The organism is Solicola agrisoli, assembly GCF_049059935.1.
In the GTDB taxonomy this organism is placed as follows: domain Bacteria; phylum Actinomycetota; class Actinomycetes; order Propionibacteriales; family Nocardioidaceae; genus JAURVT01.
This window is the reverse complement of sequence record NZ_JBMGQR010000025.1, coordinates 1-14,080: the sequence shown is the minus strand read 5'-3', so window position 1 is coordinate 14,080 and position 14,080 is coordinate 1. Positions and strand designations below refer to the sequence as shown.

Here is a 14,080-nt window from a genome sequence, read left to right as displayed (position 1 = left end):
TCACGGTGGGGTCATCGCCGGCCCCGACTCCTCGTCGAGGCCCTGACCCAGATGGAGACACCCCGTGACCTCGGACAAGAACCCCCTCGACCAGCTGCGCGCCATGGCCAGCCGCCGGGACGCCCAGCGCGCCGACCAGGACTCGACCAGCACCACCACCGAGATGCCCGCCGTGGGCCAGGCCCGCAGGCCCGGCCGTGGTCGGATCGCCGGTGGGCTCGCGGCGCTCGCCGTGGCCGGAGCGGTCGTCGCGTTCGCCGTGCCCGCCATCGCCGGCGGCGGCGGCTCCGACACCGTGCAGACCACCTCGGCCTCGGTTCGGTCGGGCGGCGACGGCGGCTCCACCCCCGCGCCGAGCGACGGCGCCACCCAGGACTCCGGCAGCTCGTCCGACGACGCCGCCACGTGCCCCGCGCCGCCGGCGAAGGGCGACAAGAAGGACGCGCCGAAGCCGCCGGCCGACGCCCCGAAGCCCGGCGCCGAGAAGGGCGAGGCGAAGGGCGACGCACCCAAGCCCCCGACCCCGCCCAGCGACGCACCCAAGCCCGACGCGAAGCAGGGCGACGCCACGAAGGGCGACGCCCCCAAGCCGCCCACCCCGAGCAGCGACGCACCCAAGCCCGACGCGAAGCAGGGCGACGCCGCGAAGGGCGACGCCCCCAAGCCCCCGACCCCGCCGAGCGACGCCCCGAAGCCGGGCGCCGAGAAGCCGGCGGGCCCCGACGGCGAGTGCGGACCGGCGGGCGGCCCCGCGGCGGAGAAGGGCGACGCACCCGAGCCCGGTGCCGACGCACCCAAGCCCGGCGCCGACGCACCCAAGCCCGGCGCCGACGCACCCAAGCCCGGCGCCGACGCCCCGAAGCCCGGAGCGGACGCACCCAAGCCCGGCGCCGACGCCCCGAAGCCCGGCGCGACGCCGTCGGCCAGCTGACGACCGTCGGTCAGCTGGTGGAGGCGACCGTGGCGTCGGTGCCGTCGGCATCGGCGCCACGGAACCGCCGGTAGCTGTAGACGATCATCGCGAGCGCGATGATGCTCGAGCCGATGAGCGTGGCACCGGTGCCCCAGCCGCCGATCAGCCACCACGACTCGCGCAGCGGCCACCAGCCGGGCGCGTCGGGACGCAGCCCCCACACCACGCCGATCACCGCGAGCGACAGGGCACCGAGCGTCGAGGCGATGATCCGCGGCCACGTCTGCACGCCGTCTGCGGCGGCCTTGAAGGCCGCGCGCTTGACCGGCTCGAGGCGCCGCTCGGCCCACTCGTACTGCTGCGAGAGCACCGCGAGGCCGGCGAAGAGCGCGAGCAGGCCGGGCCCCGGGAGGACGAGCGCGGCGACGCCCACGACCACCAGCCCCCAGCCGAGCACCTCGAGGGCGACGCGACGGGCGGCTCGTGATCCGGGCAGGGGGCTCATGCCCCCCAGGGTCTCAGGTCCGGGGTGGACCCACCTCCCGATCGTCCGAGATGTCCGCAGTCGCTCAGGCCCGCCGGGTGGTGATCCCGCTGACGTCGTCGAAGGCCCTCGGGTCGCTGACGTCGACGTCCCGGTGGCTGGGCTCGCCTCGCGGTGGGAGGACTCCGACCTGCTTGTCGGCCCCGCGAACGCCCGCACCCACCCGGCGTCCCGGCTCGCCACCGAGACACCTCTGCGGCACGACGATCCTCGCGCGCCCGTTCCGGCCGCGGTCCCAGGTGCCTCGCAGACCTGGGCAGTCGAGGCGAGCCGGACCGGCGGAGCCGGCGCCGTCGCCCGTGTCGACCAGCCGGGTCACGTACCGACCTCCGCTCACCGGGATGCTCTCGATCCGCAGGTCCGACACGTCGCCCTCGCGTCCGAGGTCGACGGTCACGGCGGTGTGCCGGCGGACGACCCGCGCGAACCGCACCGACAGCACGTACGACGTCCGCCCGTCGCGGACGCGCACCGACGTGACGTCGTCGGTCCGGAGCGCGTCGCCGCGCGGGTCGTCGCGGACCTTGGTCTGCGCGGACGACGGGCCCGCGGTGAGCGCGACCGCGAGCACGGACACGACGGCGGACAGCAGGGCTCGACGCACGGTGGCCTCCCGGTCGGACAGGACGCCGCCAACCTAGGGCGCGCAGGCACGGCACGTCCGCCGAACGCGCGACCTGCGACGTCCCGCGTGCGGTCCTAGCCTGGGCCGATGCTCGCCCAACGCTGCGTCGTGGACTCGCCCGTGCACCTGCGGTGGGTGTGGCCCGCGCTCGTCGACGTCGACAACATCGCCACCTGGAGCGGGTTCGACCGGTGCCTCGGCGACGAGCAGGGGATGCTGCACCCGGCGTCCGAGCTGAGCTGCACGCTGGCGATCGGCGACCAGACGGTGGGCGCCACCCTGAGCGTGGTCGAGTCCGTCGAGCCCACCCTGCTCAAGCTGCGCACCGAGGCCGGCATCGCCACGGTCTTCGAGACCATCGGGCTCGAGGCCACGGGGAGCGGCACCCGGCTCTCCTACGAGCTCGACGTCCACTCGCCGCTGCTGCGGGGTGCGCTCGAGCCGTGGATCGCCGAGCACGTCGGGATCGTCCACGGAGGGCTGCAGGAGTTCCTCTCGGGCACCGGGGAGTGCTGGTCCGGACGGGTCTGACCACCCCGTGTGACCTGCGACGCTCGTTCGGCACCCCCCTCCCCCGGCACCCATAGTGGAGGGCGTGCCTCGACCCTCGCGCTCCGTCCCGTACCCCCTCGGCGTCACCGTCGTCCCCGACGGGGTGGACGTCGCCGTCTACTCCGAGACCGCCGAGGCGGTTGAGTTCTGCCTGTTCGACGACGACGGCGAGCACCGCACGCGCCTGGCCGAGCGCACCGGTCACGTCTTCCACGGGATCGTCCCGGGCGTGCGTCCCGGCGCCCGCTACGGCCTGCGCGTCCACGGCCCGTGGGACCCCGCCAACGGCCTGCGCCACAACGCGTCCAAGCTGCTGCTCGACCCGCACGCGCGTGCCGTCGAGGGCGGGTACGACTGGGGCCAGCAGGTCTTCGGGCACGAGTTCGACGAGCCCGACACGATCGAGCAGACCGACGACGCCGACTCAGTGCCGCGCTGCGTGGTCACCGACGACTCGTTCGACTGGGGCGACGACGCACCGCCGAGCGTCCCGCTGTCGGAGACGGTCGTGTACGAGGTGCACGTCAAGGGCTTCACCGAGCAGCACCCGGACGTCCCCGAGGCCGTGCGCGGCACGTACGCCGGGCTCGCCGACCCGGCTGCGATCAAGCACCTCACCGACCTCGGCGTGACCGCCGTCGAGCTGATGCCCGTGCACCAGTTCGTCCAGGACAGCCACCTCGTCGAGAGCGGTCTGCGCAACTACTGGGGCTACAACTCGATCGGCTTCTTCGCCCCGCACGGCGAGTACTCCTCGGCCGGCGACGGCGGCGAGCAAGTGGCCGAGTTCAAGGCCATGGTCAAGGCGCTGCACGCGGCGGGCCTCGAGGTCATCCTCGACGTCGTCTACAACCACACCGCCGAGGGCAACCACATGGGCCCGACGCTGAGCCTCAAGGGCATCGACAACGCGTCGTACTACCGCCTGGTCGACGAGGACCGCTCGAGCTACTTCGACACCACGGGCACCGGCAACTCCATCAACGTCGGCCACCCCGCCGCGCTCGGCCTGATCATGGACTCGCTGCGGTACTGGGTCACCGAGATGCACGTGGACGGGTTCCGCTTCGACCTCGCCACCACGCTGACCCGCCAGGACGGCGACGCCGAGATCCACAGCGCGTTCCTCACCCTGATCGAGCAGGACCCGGTGCTCGCGCCGGTCAAGATGATCGCCGAGCCGTGGGACACCGCCGGCTACCAGGTGGGCGGCTTCCCGGCGTCGTGGGCGGAGTGGAACGGCAAGTTCCGCGACGACGTCCGCGACTACTGGCACGGCACGGACGGCACCCTCGGCACGCTGTCGCAGCGCGTGCTCGGCAGCCCCGACGTGTACGAGGACTCCCGCCGCGCGCCGCTGTCGAGCGTCAACTTCGTCACCGCGCACGACGGCTTCACCCTCGCCGACCTCACCGCGTACGACGACAAGCACAACGAGGAGAACGGCGAGGACAGCCAGGACGGCGAGAGCGACAACAAGTCGGCCAACCACGGCGCCGAGGGTCCGACGGACGACGCCGAGGTCAACGAGCTGCGCGGCCGTCAGCGCCGCAACTTCCTGGCCACGCTGCTGCTCTCGGCCGGCGTGCCGATGCTGCTGGGCGGCGACGAGCTCGGCCGCACGCAGGGCGGCAACAACAACGCTTACTGCCAGGACAACGAGGTCTCGTGGTTCGACTGGTCGAGCGTCGACGCCGACCTGCTCGCCTTCACCACCGAGCTGCTGACGCTGCGCCGCGAGAACCCCGCGCTGCGTCCGCCGTGGTTCCGCCAGGCACCCGGCGACGACGCGGACGACACGGTCCTCGTGCTGCGCAGCGACGCGCACGACTTCGAGGACGGCGACTGGGACGAGCCGCTGGCCCGCGCCATCACCTTCGTCCTCGGGCACCCGGGGGCGGACTCGTTCGCCCTGCTGCTCAACGCGGCCGACACCGTCGTCGAGTTCACCCTGCCCGGTGACGAGCCCGGCTCGTGGCAGCTGGCGCTGAGCAGCGACCCCGGCCAGCAGGTCGACGGCACCGGCGAGACCCTCCTCGTCCGCGACCGCTCCTTCACCCTGCTCCGCCGCCCCGGCTGACCGCCCACCTCACGATGTGACGCGTTTCGGTCCTCGACACGCCGACGCGGGCGACCGAGAGGCGTCGAATCGTGGGGACAGGTCTGCTCGGGCAGACTGACGAGCGGTCCACCAGCCCCCCCCTCACGTGAGGAGCACGCATGCCCGACGACACCCCGAACGGCGACCCGGCCGCCGCCCGCGAGTGGCGCGCCGCCTACGAGCGCGTCGTGGAGCTGGTGGAGGACGCGGGCGACGAGGCGATGGAGCTGACCGTGCCCGCGTGCCCCGACTGGACGGCCCGCGAGCTGCTGTCGCACGTCATCGGCCTCGACCACGACGTCCTCGCCGGCGACGAGGCCGACGACCACAACAGCGTGTGGACGCAGGAGCAGGTCGACGCCCGCGCCGACCGGTCCGTCGCCGAGCTGCTCGAGGAGTGGGCGTCGGACGCCGACGCGCTCGAGGCGTACGTCCGCACCCAGGACCCCCGTCCGCTGGGTGACCTGCTCATCCACGAGCAGGACCTGCGCGGTGCCCTGGACGAGCCCGGCGCCCGCGACACCGACGGCCTCACCTCCATCCGCGGCAGGATGGCCGGGCGCCTGGCCGCCGAGGTCGACGACGCAGCGGCGCCCGTCCGCCTGGAGTCCGACGACTGGTCCTGGCAGTCCCACGACGGCGACCCGGGCGTCGTCCTGCGCGCGTCGACGTTCGACCTCACCCGCGCGCTCACCAGCCGCCGCAGCGAGGCCCAGCTGCGCTCGTGGGTGACGGCCGGTGACCTCGACCCGTACCTCGACGCGTTCACCCACCTCGGGCCGCTGCCTGAGTCCGACCTCGCCGAATGACCCGACGCACCACCTCCCGGAGGAACCCGTGACCCACTACGACCTCGTCATCGTCGGGGCAGGATCGGGCAACTCGATCCTCGACGAGCGCTTCGACCACCTGAAGGTGGCGATGGTCGAGCGCGGCCCGTTCGGCGGCACCTGCGTCAACCGCGGCTGCATCCCGTCGAAGATGTACGCCTACCCCGCCGAGGTGGCCGAGTCCGCCGCCCACGGCCACGAGCTGGACCTCGACACCTCGATGGACGGCGCCGACTGGCGTGCGATGCGCGACCGGATCATCGGCCGCGTCGACGGCATCGCGAAGGGCGGCAAGGAGTACCGCGAGGGCCTGGAGAACGTCGACGTCCTCACCGGCACCGCCCGCTTCACCGGCCCGCGCGAGCTGGCCGTCGAGCTCGAGTCCGGCGAGACCGTCGCCCTCACCGCCGACCAGGTCGTGCTGGCCGCCGGCGGACGTCCCGTCGTCCCCGACGTGCCCGGTCTGCACGACGTCGTGCACCACACCAGCGACACGATCATGCGCATCGACGCCCTCCCGGCCCGCATCGGCGTGCTCGGCGGCGGCTACGTGGGCAGCGAGCTCGCCAACGTCTTCGCCTCGCTCGGCTCGCAGGTCGTGCAGATCGACTCCGCGCCGCGGCTGCTGAACAGCCACGACGAGCAGGTCTCGCAGCTGTTCACCGACACGGTCTCCGCGCGCTGGGACGTCCGCCTCGACGCCAGCCTCGACGAGGTCACCGGCGACGCCGACGGCCCCGCCACGCTCCACCTGTCCGACGGCACCACCGCCGAGGTCGACATGGTCCTGGTGGCCGCGGGCCGCTCCACCAACGCCGACCTGCTCGACGTCGAGAAGGGCGGCATCGACCTCGACGACGCCGGCCGCGTCGTCGTCGACGTGCACCAGCGCACGTCCGCCGAGGGGGTGTTCGCGCTCGGCGACCTGTCCAGCCCCGAGCCGCTCAAGCACGTCGCCAACCAGGACGCGCGCATCGTCCAGCACAACCTGCTGAACCCCGACGACCTGCAGGTCTCCGACCACCGCTTCGTGCCCAACGCCGTGTTCGCGCACCCGCAGGTCGCCGCCGTGGGGCTCACCGAGCAGCAGGCGCGCGAGGCCGGGCTCGACGTCGCCGTCGGCGTCCAGGAGTACGGCGACACCGCGCACGGCTGGGCCATGCGCCTCGACGACTCCGGCTGCTTCGTCAAGCTGGTCGGCGACCGCGCCACCGGCCTGCTCGTCGGCGCGCACCTGGTCGGGCCGCAGGCGTCCGTGCTGATCCAGCCGCTGATCCAGGCCATGAGCTTCGACCAGCCCGTGGCCGGCCTTGCCCGCGGCCAGTACTGGATCCACCCCGCCCTCACCGAGACGGTCGAGTCGGCGCTGCTCGCGCTCGAGGCCGACCTCGGCGTCTAGCGGAGCACGTTGCCCGTGTTCGCCTCGACGTCGGTGCGCTGGTCGGTGGCGCCGGCGCGGAAGAGCGGGCCGACGAGGGCGTCGAAGAGCCCCGGCGCGAGCGTGAAGGCCAGGCGCAGCGCGGTGTTGGCGACGCCGACCTGGGTCGAGCGGCGCGGGCGGTCGAGCTGGCGCATGCAGGCGCGCGCGACGACGCCGACCGAGACCGGCAGCGGCGCGCGTCCCGGGCTGCCCGAGTAGTTGGCGGCCTTGTCGTAGATGTCGGTGTCGACGCCGCCGGGCACGACATAGCCGATGCGGACGCCGCGCCTGTCGCGGTTCTCGATCTGCAGCTGACGGGCGAGCGAGCGCACGCCCCACTTGCTCACCGCGTACGGCGTCATCGACGGGACCGCGATGTGGCCGATCACCGAGCCGACGAGCACGAGGGTGCCGTTGTCGCGCTCGCGCATCAGCGGCAGGACGTGGCGCACGACGTTGACCGAGCCGATCAGGTTGGTGCGCACGACCGCCTCGAACACCTCGGCCGGCACCTCCTCGGCGCGCCCGTAGGCCGCGACGCCGGCGGCGTGCACGACGGCGTCGACGCGCCCGTGGACGGCGACGGCCTTGGCCACCGCCTTCTCCACCTCGACGTCCTCGGCCACGTCGGCGACGCACGTCAGGGTGCTGGCGGCGCCGAGCCCGTCGCAGACGAGGGCGACCTCGTCGAGGACCTCGTCGCGTCGGGCCACCAGGACGAGGTGGTCGCCGGCGCGTGCGCCGAGCTCGGCGGTGGCGCGGCCGATGCCGCTGGTGGCGCCGGTGACGAGCAGGACGCGGGGCTCGGAGGTCATGCGGGGGCCCATCTGCAGGGGGAAGGTCGGACCCGTTCCACCGTAGGCACTCCCCCACCGTCGGCACGACGAGGCGCGTAGGGTCCGCGGGCTGGACGCGTCGACGTCCGGCTACAGTTCTGCCCGGTTCGAACAGCAGCCGTCAGCACCTCGCTCGTCGCGTCCCCGCGGCTCGAGCGGCCCTGCCCGTGGGAGAAGCGCGCCGCATGACTGCCGACCCGAACGACGACGTCCTGCCGGACCTCGAGCGCACCCTCGGCGCGCTCGACGGCGTGCTGCAGCGGCTCGTCGTCGAGTTCAGCGACAGCTTCACCACCGCCGAGATCTGCGGCGCCGTCCGGGCGTCCGCGCGCGAGGTGGCCACCGAGCCGGCGGCCGACCGCGAGGCGCGTGTCGAGCAGCACGCCCGCGAGCGCCTACGTCAGGCGTTCGACGAGGCCTGAGCCCTCAGGGCGTCAGGCGTGCTGCGGGTCGGCGTCGAACGCGTCGGGCGCGACACCGATGCGGTCGTGGGCCGACCAGGTGGCGGGACGACGGCTGCGGCTGAGCAGGGCCGCGGGCGCGGCCAGGACGACGAGGGCCACGATGCCCAGGACGACGATCAGCAGGGAGCTCACGGGACAACCTTCCAAGAGTGGGTCCGGCCCGAGTGCGGGTCGACGTGACAAGAATACTTTGTCCTGACGTCCGGTCGTGATCGGGGGCCGATCAGCGGACGACGCCCCGCGACGGAACACTCGTCCCATGCCCGCCCGCGAACGGACCGACGGTCCTCCCGCCGCACGCCTCGTCAGCACCCGCTCGCCCCGCTCGCCCGAGGCGGTGGCGCTCGTCCTGCACGGCGGCGCGTCGCGACCCGACCGCACCGTGGTGAGCGCGACCCAGCCGTCGGTCCTGCGGATGGTCCCGGTGGCGCTCCGCCTGGCCCGTGCCGGACGCGGCCGGCTCGCCGTCGTCCGCCTGCTGAACTCCGCCCGTGGCTGGGACTCCCACCGCACGCCCGTCGACGACGTCGACTGGGCGCTCGAGGAGGTCCGCCGCGAGCACGGGGACCTGCCGGTCGCGCTGGTCGGCCACTCGCTCGGCGGACGAGCGGCGCTGCTCGCGGGCGCACGCGAACCGGTGCGCACCGTCGTCGCGATGGCTCCGTGGCTGTACGACTCCGACGCCGACGTCGACCTCTCGGGCCGCCGGGTGCTGTTCGTGCACGGCGACGGCGACCGCATCGCCTCCCCCGCGACCGCCGCCCGGGTCGCGACACGACTCCGGCCCCGCGCCGACGTCGGCTTCGTCGGCGTCCGCGGCGGCAAGCACGCGATGCTCGGCCGGGCCGGCACGTTCGACGGGCTCGCCGCGGAGTTCGTGGCGGCGACGCTGCTCGGCGACCGCCCCGGACCGGTGGTCCGCCGGGTGCTCGACGGCGAGCCGACGGTCGTCGTCTGAGCCCGGTCAGGCCGAGGCGGCGGCGCGCACGTCGCGGGCGAGGTCGCGCGGGTCGTCCGCCCACAGGCTGAGCCGGACGATCGTCATCGGGCCGCGCGGGGTGCGCACCTGCGTCGGCTCGACGAGCGTGAGGTGCACGTTGACCCGGCCGCTGACGCCCACCCGGAGGTGGGTGCCGCGCTCGGTCTCGATCGGCTGCAGGCTGCGGATGGAGGACTCGAGGTCCTCGTCGCCGGTGCCGACCGACTCGACGGCCGCCCACGGCACCGCGACGTCCACGAGGGCGCCGCTGCGCACCCGCAGCCGGTCGCGCTCGAGCAGGTGCGGGAAGACCCGGTACGACGCGAGCAGACCGAGCATCCAGACCAGCCCCCAGACGCCGAGCACCAGCGCGACCAGCTGCACCACCGGCCACGGGATCAGCACGTGCAGCACCACGACCTCGACGGCCGAGCCGAAGATCCACAGCCAGAGCATCGGGCCGACCAGGCGGGCGTAGCCGTGCGGGCGCGCGTCGGGGCCGCCGAGGCTCGGCCGGCGGGCGACCCACCGCGCGAGGCTGCGGTACATGCCCACCTCGTAGGCGAGCGCCCACCGGACCCGCTGCCACCAGGTCCGACGCTCCACCGCTGTCACGACCGGGCCTCCGCGTCGGCGGCGATCGCGGCACGGAGCCGGTCGAGGACGCCGTCCATGGTCGCGACGAACCGCTCGGCCTCGGCCGGCGGCACGTCGCCGAACAGCTGACGGGCGAGCTCGGCCCGGCCCGCCGTGAGGGACGCGACCGCCGCGACCCCCTTCGCGGTGGGCGTGACGAGGGCGGCGCGCCGGTCGGTGGGGTGCGGCTCGCGGGTGACGAACCCGGTCTCGACCAGTCCGTCGACCAGGCCGGTGACGGTGCGCGGCGTGACCCCGAGCGCCTGCGCGAGCGGCCGCTGCGGCGACGGCCCCGTCTCGCCCAGCACCCACAGCAGGTGCGCCCGCGACTCCGTCAGCCCGTCCCGCGCCAGCCCGGCCGCCATGTCCTGCCCCAGCAGCACCGTCAGCTCGAGCAGCCGGTCGAGGGCGTCCGTGGCGCGTGTCCTCATGTCATGAGCCTACCTCACCATGTATCTGCCTCTCAATATCCCGCGACCCGCCGAGTGGCGCAAATCCGGGGTCGACACGCGGCGCCGGGCCCGAACTTGCGCCACTCGGTGCGGGTTTTGCGCCACTCGACGGCTCCGGCGCGGCCGCGTGAGGCGAGCGTCCGACCGACCCGAGCCGGCAGGGGGGGGCGACCCGGCCCACGGGCGCCTCACGCCCGCCGTCCCACGCCACTCCCGCCGAGTGGCGCAAACGCGTGGCCGAGTGGCGCAAACTCGGGCTGGTGTCAGCGTGTCGACCCCGGATTTGCGCCACTCGGCGTCTCGGTGGGGGCACTCGGGGGTCCCGGGGCGGTGGTCGGTGTGCCGGGCGTCGGGGTGGGGGTGGGGCGGGAGCCGGTGCGCTCGGCGCCGATGCCGGCGGCGACGACGAACGCGATGCCGACCACCGGGAGCGGGCCGGGCACCTGGCCGAGGACGACGAGGCCCACCACGAGGGCGATCGCGGGCTCGAGGCTCATCAGGGTGCCGAAGGCGGCGGTGGTGAGCCGGCGCAGGGCGAGCAGCTCGAGCGTGAACGGCACCACCGGCAGCAGCACCGCGATCCCGAGCCCCGCCAGCACGAGCGGCCAGGTGACGTCGCCGAGGGACGACGGCCCGACGACCAGCGTCGCGACGACCCCCGCCACCGGCATCGACACGCCCAGCGCCTGCACGCCGTCCACCTCGTCCCCGACGCGCTGCGTCAGCAGGATGTAGGCCGCCCAGCAGCAGGCCGCGCCGAGCGCGAACGCGACCCCGACGAGATCGGTCTCGCCGTGCCACGGCTCGGTGAGCAGCAGGACGCCGACCGCCGCCAGCGCCGGCCACACGATCGTGGCGCCCCTGCCGCGCAGCACGGCCACGGCGAGCGGGCCGAGGAACTCGAGCGCGCTCGCCGTCCCGAGCGGCAGGCGCGCCACCGCGGACATGAACAGGATCGTCACGGCCGCGGTCACCACCCCGAGCGCCACGCAGGTCCAGAACGCGCGGGTGGTGAACTGCGACGGCCGCGGCCGCACCAGGACGAGCATCAGCACGCCGGCCCACGAGAGCCGGAGCCAGGCCGCACCACCCGCACCCACGAGCTCGCTGACGCCCACCGACGCCGCCAGGCCGAGCTGGACGCAGGTCATCGACGCCAGGGCGAGCAGGGCGCCGTCGCGGGCGGGCCGGCGCGCGGGGACGGTGGCGGACGAGGTCATGGGTCCAGTCAAGACCGGACCCACCGTCGGCGTCCACGCGAGATTCCTGGACGTACCGTCCGCACTTCCTGGACGATGGGGCGGTGGACGTCCGTCGGTTGCGCATCCTGCGCGAGCTCTCTCGCCTCGGGACGATGGCGGCGGTCGGCGAGTCCCTCGGCCTGACCACCTCGACGGTCTCGCTGCAGGTGGCCGCCCTGGCCCGCGACGTCGGCACCGACCTCGTCGAGCCGGACGGGCGCCGGGTCCGCCTCACGCCGGCCGGACGTCGCCTGGCCGAGCGCGCCGGGTCGATCCTCGCCGCCACCGACGCCGCGCTGCGCGACCTCGACCCGGACGCCGAGCCCGCCGGCACCGTGCGCGTCGCGGGGTTCGCCACGGCGATCCGTCGCTCGTTGCTGCCCGCGGTCGCGGTCCTCGCCGAGCAGCACCCCGCGGTGACCCTGCAGATCCGCGAGCACGAGCCACCGCAGTCGCTGCGGATGCTCGCCGACGACGAGGTCGACCTCGCCCTGGTGTACCGCTACGACCTCACCCCCACGAGCACGCCGCCCGGCGTCGAGCTGACGCCGCTGTGGTCCGCCGCATGGGGCCTGGGCGTCCCCGCCGACCTGGACCTGCCCGACGACGGCGACTCCCGGGCCGTCGTCGGCCACCTGCGCGACCACCCCTGGGTGGTGGACTCGCGCGACGTCGCCGACGAGCAGGTGGTGCGGACGATCGCCGGCGGCGCCGGGTTCGAGCCGATCGTGACGCACCGGGCCGACAGCCTCGACCTGCTCCAGGAGTTCGTCGCCGCCGGGCTCGGCGTGGGGCTGCTGCCGATGGACCGTCCGCCGGTCGCCGGGCTGCGCATGGTGCCGCTGCGCGACCCGGGCGTGACGCTGTCGTGCTCGGCCGCGGTGCGGGCGGGGTCGGACGCCTGGGCTCCGCTGGCCCTCGTGCTCGACCTGATCGCCCGCACCGACTGACCGGGCCCTGCTCCGAGGGGTCAGGCGGGCGGGGCGACGTCGGCGACGTGCACGCGCACGCCGCGCTCGGCGTCGAAGGCGGGGTCGAGACCGACGACGTCGACGACCGCGGCCCGGACGTCGTCCGCCGCCCGCGCGGCGGCGAGACGCAGGTCCGCGTCCCAGGCGCACACGATCTCGACGGCCACCGACACGAGCCGCTGCGCGTCGTCGACGTGCACCGCCACCGACCCCGGCCTGGACGGCGAGACCTCGAGCGCGGCCCGGACGGCGGCGACGACGTCCCGCCGCGCGACCGTGACCCGTGCGCCGGACTCCTCGTGCACGGGGATGCCGTCGCGCGTGTGCACGACGAGCCGTCGCCCTGCTGCCCTCGACGTCGCTCGCACCCGCGCATCGTCTCAGCCCGTGGACGGGTCGGGTCGACATGGGTGACGAACCTGGACCAAAAGGCGGTTGAAAGTGCAACTACATGTCGCCTCGCGGAGCCTGGAGACAGCCCGGACCGGCGTCGTGACGCAGATCACACCGTGACCGCGTGACGGATCGGTGCCGGGCCACGACCAACCATTACGAGCACGTCAGCATCGATCGGAAGGCCACACCTATGAGCGACAGCACCGACAAGACCACCGGCTCCGGCTCGGAGGTCGCGACCACGTCCGGCGGCCCCCTGGTGACCGAGCAGGGCCGCACCACGATCGCCGACACCGTCGTGTCGAAGATCGCCGGCATCGCCACCCGCGAGGTCTCCGGCGTGTACGCGCTCGGCGGTGGCGCCGCCCGCGCCGTCGGCGCGATCCGCGACCGCTTCCCCGGCTCGTCGGTCAACCACAGCCAGGGTGTCTCGGTCGAGGTCGGCGAGCGCCAGGCCGCCGTCGACGTCGACCTGGTCGCCGAGTACGGCGTCTCGATCGCGGACCTGTCCGCCGGCGTCCGCCGCAACGTGATCGCCGCGGTCGAGCGCATGACCGGACTCGAGGTCACCGAGGTCAACATCACCGTCAACGACGTCAACCTCGACGACGGCTCCGACGACGACTCCGAGGACGACGCGGCCAAGAGCCGTGTCCAGTGATCTGACGGCCGAGAGCACCGAGCCCGTCGACGTCGTCGCCGACGCGGTGCGCTCGGTCCCCGGTGTCGCCGACCTCCACGCCGGCTCGTTCGGCGAGGTCGCGACCTACCTGCCGGGACGACGCGTCGCCGGCGTCCGACTCACCGACGACGGAGCCGACGTCCACGTCGTCCTCACGTGGGACGCACCGGTCGACGCGACGGCGGACGCCGTCCGTCGTGCCGTCGCCGCCCACGTCACCGGCGCGGTGGACGTCACCGTGGAGGACGTCGCTCCTCCCGCGTAGCCACGACGGGGCCGGGCCCGATCCTCGCGGCCCGGCCCCCGCACACCCTCGAGCCTCGCTCGACCGGCACCACAACCGCAGCACCCCACCCCTTGCTCAGGAGACACCATGACCACCTCGACCGTCGGCCTCATCGCCGGACTGCTGTTCGCCATCGCCATCGCCGTCGGGGG

General features: G+C 74.2%; 18 protein-coding genes. 10 read left to right on the top strand and 8 right to left on the bottom strand.

The genetic code is table 11. From position 1 onward, the window contains the following. The first annotated feature begins 64 nt into the window (after window positions 1-64). The gene (locus ACI6PP_RS10985) at window positions 65-931 is read left to right on the top strand and encodes a hypothetical protein (RefSeq protein WP_421111593.1); all 867 of its coding nucleotides are present in this window, start codon (window positions 65-67) and stop codon (window positions 929-931) included. Window positions 932-941: 10 nt separating this feature from the next. Here the strand turns inward: ACI6PP_RS10985 and ACI6PP_RS10980 are convergent, their stop codons facing one another. Together ACI6PP_RS10980 and ACI6PP_RS10975 are read right to left on the bottom strand one after the other, a co-directional pair. Beyond that, complete coding sequence (locus tag ACI6PP_RS10980) at window positions 942-1,418, bottom strand: PGPGW domain-containing protein (RefSeq protein WP_421111591.1); 477 nt, start codon at window positions 1,416-1,418, stop codon at window positions 942-944. Between the two features lie 64 nt (window positions 1,419-1,482). Next, a complete protein-coding gene (locus tag ACI6PP_RS10975; protein WP_421111589.1) occupies window positions 1,483-2,061 on the bottom strand; it encodes a hypothetical protein in 579 nt (192 codons plus the stop codon). A 108-nt stretch (window positions 2,062-2,169) separates the two neighbouring features. Between ACI6PP_RS10975 and ACI6PP_RS10970 the strand changes: the two genes are divergently transcribed. The 4 genes from ACI6PP_RS10970 to ACI6PP_RS10955 all read left to right on the top strand — a co-directional run bounded on the left by ACI6PP_RS10970 (window position 2,170) and on the right by ACI6PP_RS10955 (window position 6,964). Next, a complete protein-coding gene (locus ACI6PP_RS10970) occupies window positions 2,170-2,613 on the top strand; it encodes an SRPBCC family protein (RefSeq protein ID WP_421111587.1) in 444 nt (147 codons plus the stop codon). Window positions 2,614-2,677: 64 nt separating this feature from the next. Further along, window positions 2,678-4,714: a glycogen debranching protein GlgX gene (glgX, locus tag ACI6PP_RS10965; RefSeq protein WP_421111586.1), complete on the top strand. Its 2,037-nt coding sequence runs from the start codon at window positions 2,678-2,680 to the stop codon at window positions 4,712-4,714. Between the two features lie 140 nt (window positions 4,715-4,854). Continuing rightward, entirely contained in the window at window positions 4,855-5,544 is a 690-nt protein-coding gene (locus ACI6PP_RS10960) for a maleylpyruvate isomerase family mycothiol-dependent enzyme (protein WP_421111584.1), read from the top strand. A gap of 28 nt (window positions 5,545-5,572) precedes the next feature. Next, a complete protein-coding gene (locus ACI6PP_RS10955; RefSeq protein WP_421111582.1) occupies window positions 5,573-6,964 on the top strand; it encodes a mycothione reductase in 1,392 nt (463 codons plus the stop codon). On the opposite strand, the gene ACI6PP_RS10950 is transcribed toward ACI6PP_RS10955, so the two are convergent. Next, window positions 6,961-7,800 (bottom strand): SDR family NAD(P)-dependent oxidoreductase, encoded by an 840-nt coding sequence (locus ACI6PP_RS10950; protein ID WP_421111581.1) that lies wholly within the window; start codon window positions 7,798-7,800, stop codon window positions 6,961-6,963. The two genes, ACI6PP_RS10955 and ACI6PP_RS10950, sit on opposite strands and share 4 nt — an antisense overlap. A 206-nt stretch (window positions 7,801-8,006) precedes the next feature. On the opposite strand from ACI6PP_RS10950, the gene ACI6PP_RS10945 reads away from it, so the two are divergent. Beyond that, window positions 8,007-8,243 (top strand): hypothetical protein, encoded by a 237-nt coding sequence (locus ACI6PP_RS10945; protein WP_421111579.1) that lies wholly within the window; start codon window positions 8,007-8,009, stop codon window positions 8,241-8,243. Window positions 8,244-8,255: 12 nt separating this feature from the next. Here the strand turns inward: ACI6PP_RS10945 and ACI6PP_RS10940 are convergent, their stop codons facing one another. Beyond that, window positions 8,256-8,417 carry a hypothetical protein gene (locus ACI6PP_RS10940; protein WP_421111577.1) on the bottom strand — a complete coding sequence of 54 codons (162 nt, stop codon included), beginning with the start codon at window positions 8,415-8,417 and terminating at the stop codon, window positions 8,256-8,258. Between the two features lie 127 nt (window positions 8,418-8,544). On the opposite strand from ACI6PP_RS10940, the gene ACI6PP_RS10935 reads away from it, so the two are divergent. Further along, a complete protein-coding gene (locus ACI6PP_RS10935) occupies window positions 8,545-9,243 on the top strand; it encodes an alpha/beta hydrolase (protein WP_421111575.1) in 699 nt (232 codons plus the stop codon). Between the two features lie 6 nt (window positions 9,244-9,249). Here the strand turns inward: ACI6PP_RS10935 and ACI6PP_RS10930 are convergent, their stop codons facing one another. The 3 genes from ACI6PP_RS10930 to ACI6PP_RS10920 form a co-directional block, all read right to left on the bottom strand. Further along, entirely contained in the window at window positions 9,250-9,879 is a 630-nt protein-coding gene (locus ACI6PP_RS10930) for a hypothetical protein (protein ID WP_421111573.1), read from the bottom strand. Beyond that, window positions 9,876-10,331, bottom strand: coding sequence for a MarR family winged helix-turn-helix transcriptional regulator (locus ACI6PP_RS10925; protein WP_421111571.1), 456 nt, complete (start codon window positions 10,329-10,331; stop codon window positions 9,876-9,878). Before ACI6PP_RS10925 ends, ACI6PP_RS10930 begins: the two co-directional genes overlap by 4 nt. A 284-nt stretch (window positions 10,332-10,615) precedes the next feature. Then, window positions 10,616-11,572, bottom strand: coding sequence for an EamA family transporter (locus tag ACI6PP_RS10920; RefSeq protein ID WP_421111569.1), 957 nt, complete (start codon window positions 11,570-11,572; stop codon window positions 10,616-10,618). Window positions 11,573-11,655: 83 nt separating this feature from the next. On the opposite strand from ACI6PP_RS10920, the gene ACI6PP_RS10915 reads away from it, so the two are divergent. Further along, window positions 11,656-12,543, top strand: a complete 888-nt coding sequence (locus ACI6PP_RS10915) for a LysR family transcriptional regulator (RefSeq protein ID WP_421111567.1) — start codon at window positions 11,656-11,658, stop codon at window positions 12,541-12,543. A 20-nt stretch (window positions 12,544-12,563) separates the two neighbouring features. On the opposite strand, the gene ACI6PP_RS10910 is transcribed toward ACI6PP_RS10915, so the two are convergent. Further along, window positions 12,564-12,932, bottom strand: coding sequence for a hypothetical protein (locus tag ACI6PP_RS10910; RefSeq protein ID WP_421111565.1), 369 nt, complete (start codon window positions 12,930-12,932; stop codon window positions 12,564-12,566). 218 nt (window positions 12,933-13,150) lie between these two features. Between ACI6PP_RS10910 and ACI6PP_RS10905 the strand changes: the two genes are divergently transcribed. Both ACI6PP_RS10905 and ACI6PP_RS10900 read left to right on the top strand, forming a co-directional pair. Beyond that, window positions 13,151-13,621, top strand: a complete 471-nt coding sequence (locus ACI6PP_RS10905; RefSeq protein ID WP_421111563.1) for an Asp23/Gls24 family envelope stress response protein — start codon at window positions 13,151-13,153, stop codon at window positions 13,619-13,621. Continuing rightward, complete coding sequence (locus ACI6PP_RS10900) at window positions 13,611-13,907, top strand: hypothetical protein (RefSeq protein WP_421111561.1); 297 nt, start codon at window positions 13,611-13,613, stop codon at window positions 13,905-13,907. Before ACI6PP_RS10905 ends, ACI6PP_RS10900 begins: the two co-directional genes overlap by 11 nt. Window positions 13,908-14,080: the final 173 nt, after the last annotated feature.

What these genes read in the sequence shown, in the direction of transcription:
- ACI6PP_RS10980 (WP_421111591.1), bottom strand. Translation starts at nt 1,418, where the DNA reads ATGAGCCCCCTGCCCGGATCACGAGCCGCCCGTCGCGTCGCCCTCGAG.
- ACI6PP_RS10970 (WP_421111587.1), top strand. Translation starts at nt 2,170, where the DNA reads ATGCTCGCCCAACGCTGCGTCGTGGACTCGCCCGTGCACCTGCGGTGG.
- ACI6PP_RS10960 (WP_421111584.1), top strand. Translation starts at nt 4,855, where the DNA reads ATGCCCGACGACACCCCGAACGGCGACCCGGCCGCCGCCCGCGAGTGG.
- ACI6PP_RS10950 (WP_421111581.1), bottom strand. Translation starts at nt 7,800, where the DNA reads ATGACCTCCGAGCCCCGCGTCCTGCTCGTCACCGGCGCCACCAGCGGC.
- ACI6PP_RS10945 (WP_421111579.1), top strand. Translation starts at nt 8,007, where the DNA reads ATGACTGCCGACCCGAACGACGACGTCCTGCCGGACCTCGAGCGCACC.
- ACI6PP_RS10935 (WP_421111575.1), top strand. Translation starts at nt 8,545, where the DNA reads ATGCCCGCCCGCGAACGGACCGACGGTCCTCCCGCCGCACGCCTCGTC.
- ACI6PP_RS10925 (WP_421111571.1), bottom strand. Translation starts at nt 10,331, where the DNA reads ATGAGGACACGCGCCACGGACGCCCTCGACCGGCTGCTCGAGCTGACG.
- ACI6PP_RS10920 (WP_421111569.1), bottom strand. Translation starts at nt 11,572, where the DNA reads ATGACCTCGTCCGCCACCGTCCCCGCGCGCCGGCCCGCCCGCGACGGC.
- ACI6PP_RS10905 (WP_421111563.1), top strand. Translation starts at nt 13,151, where the DNA reads ATGAGCGACAGCACCGACAAGACCACCGGCTCCGGCTCGGAGGTCGCG.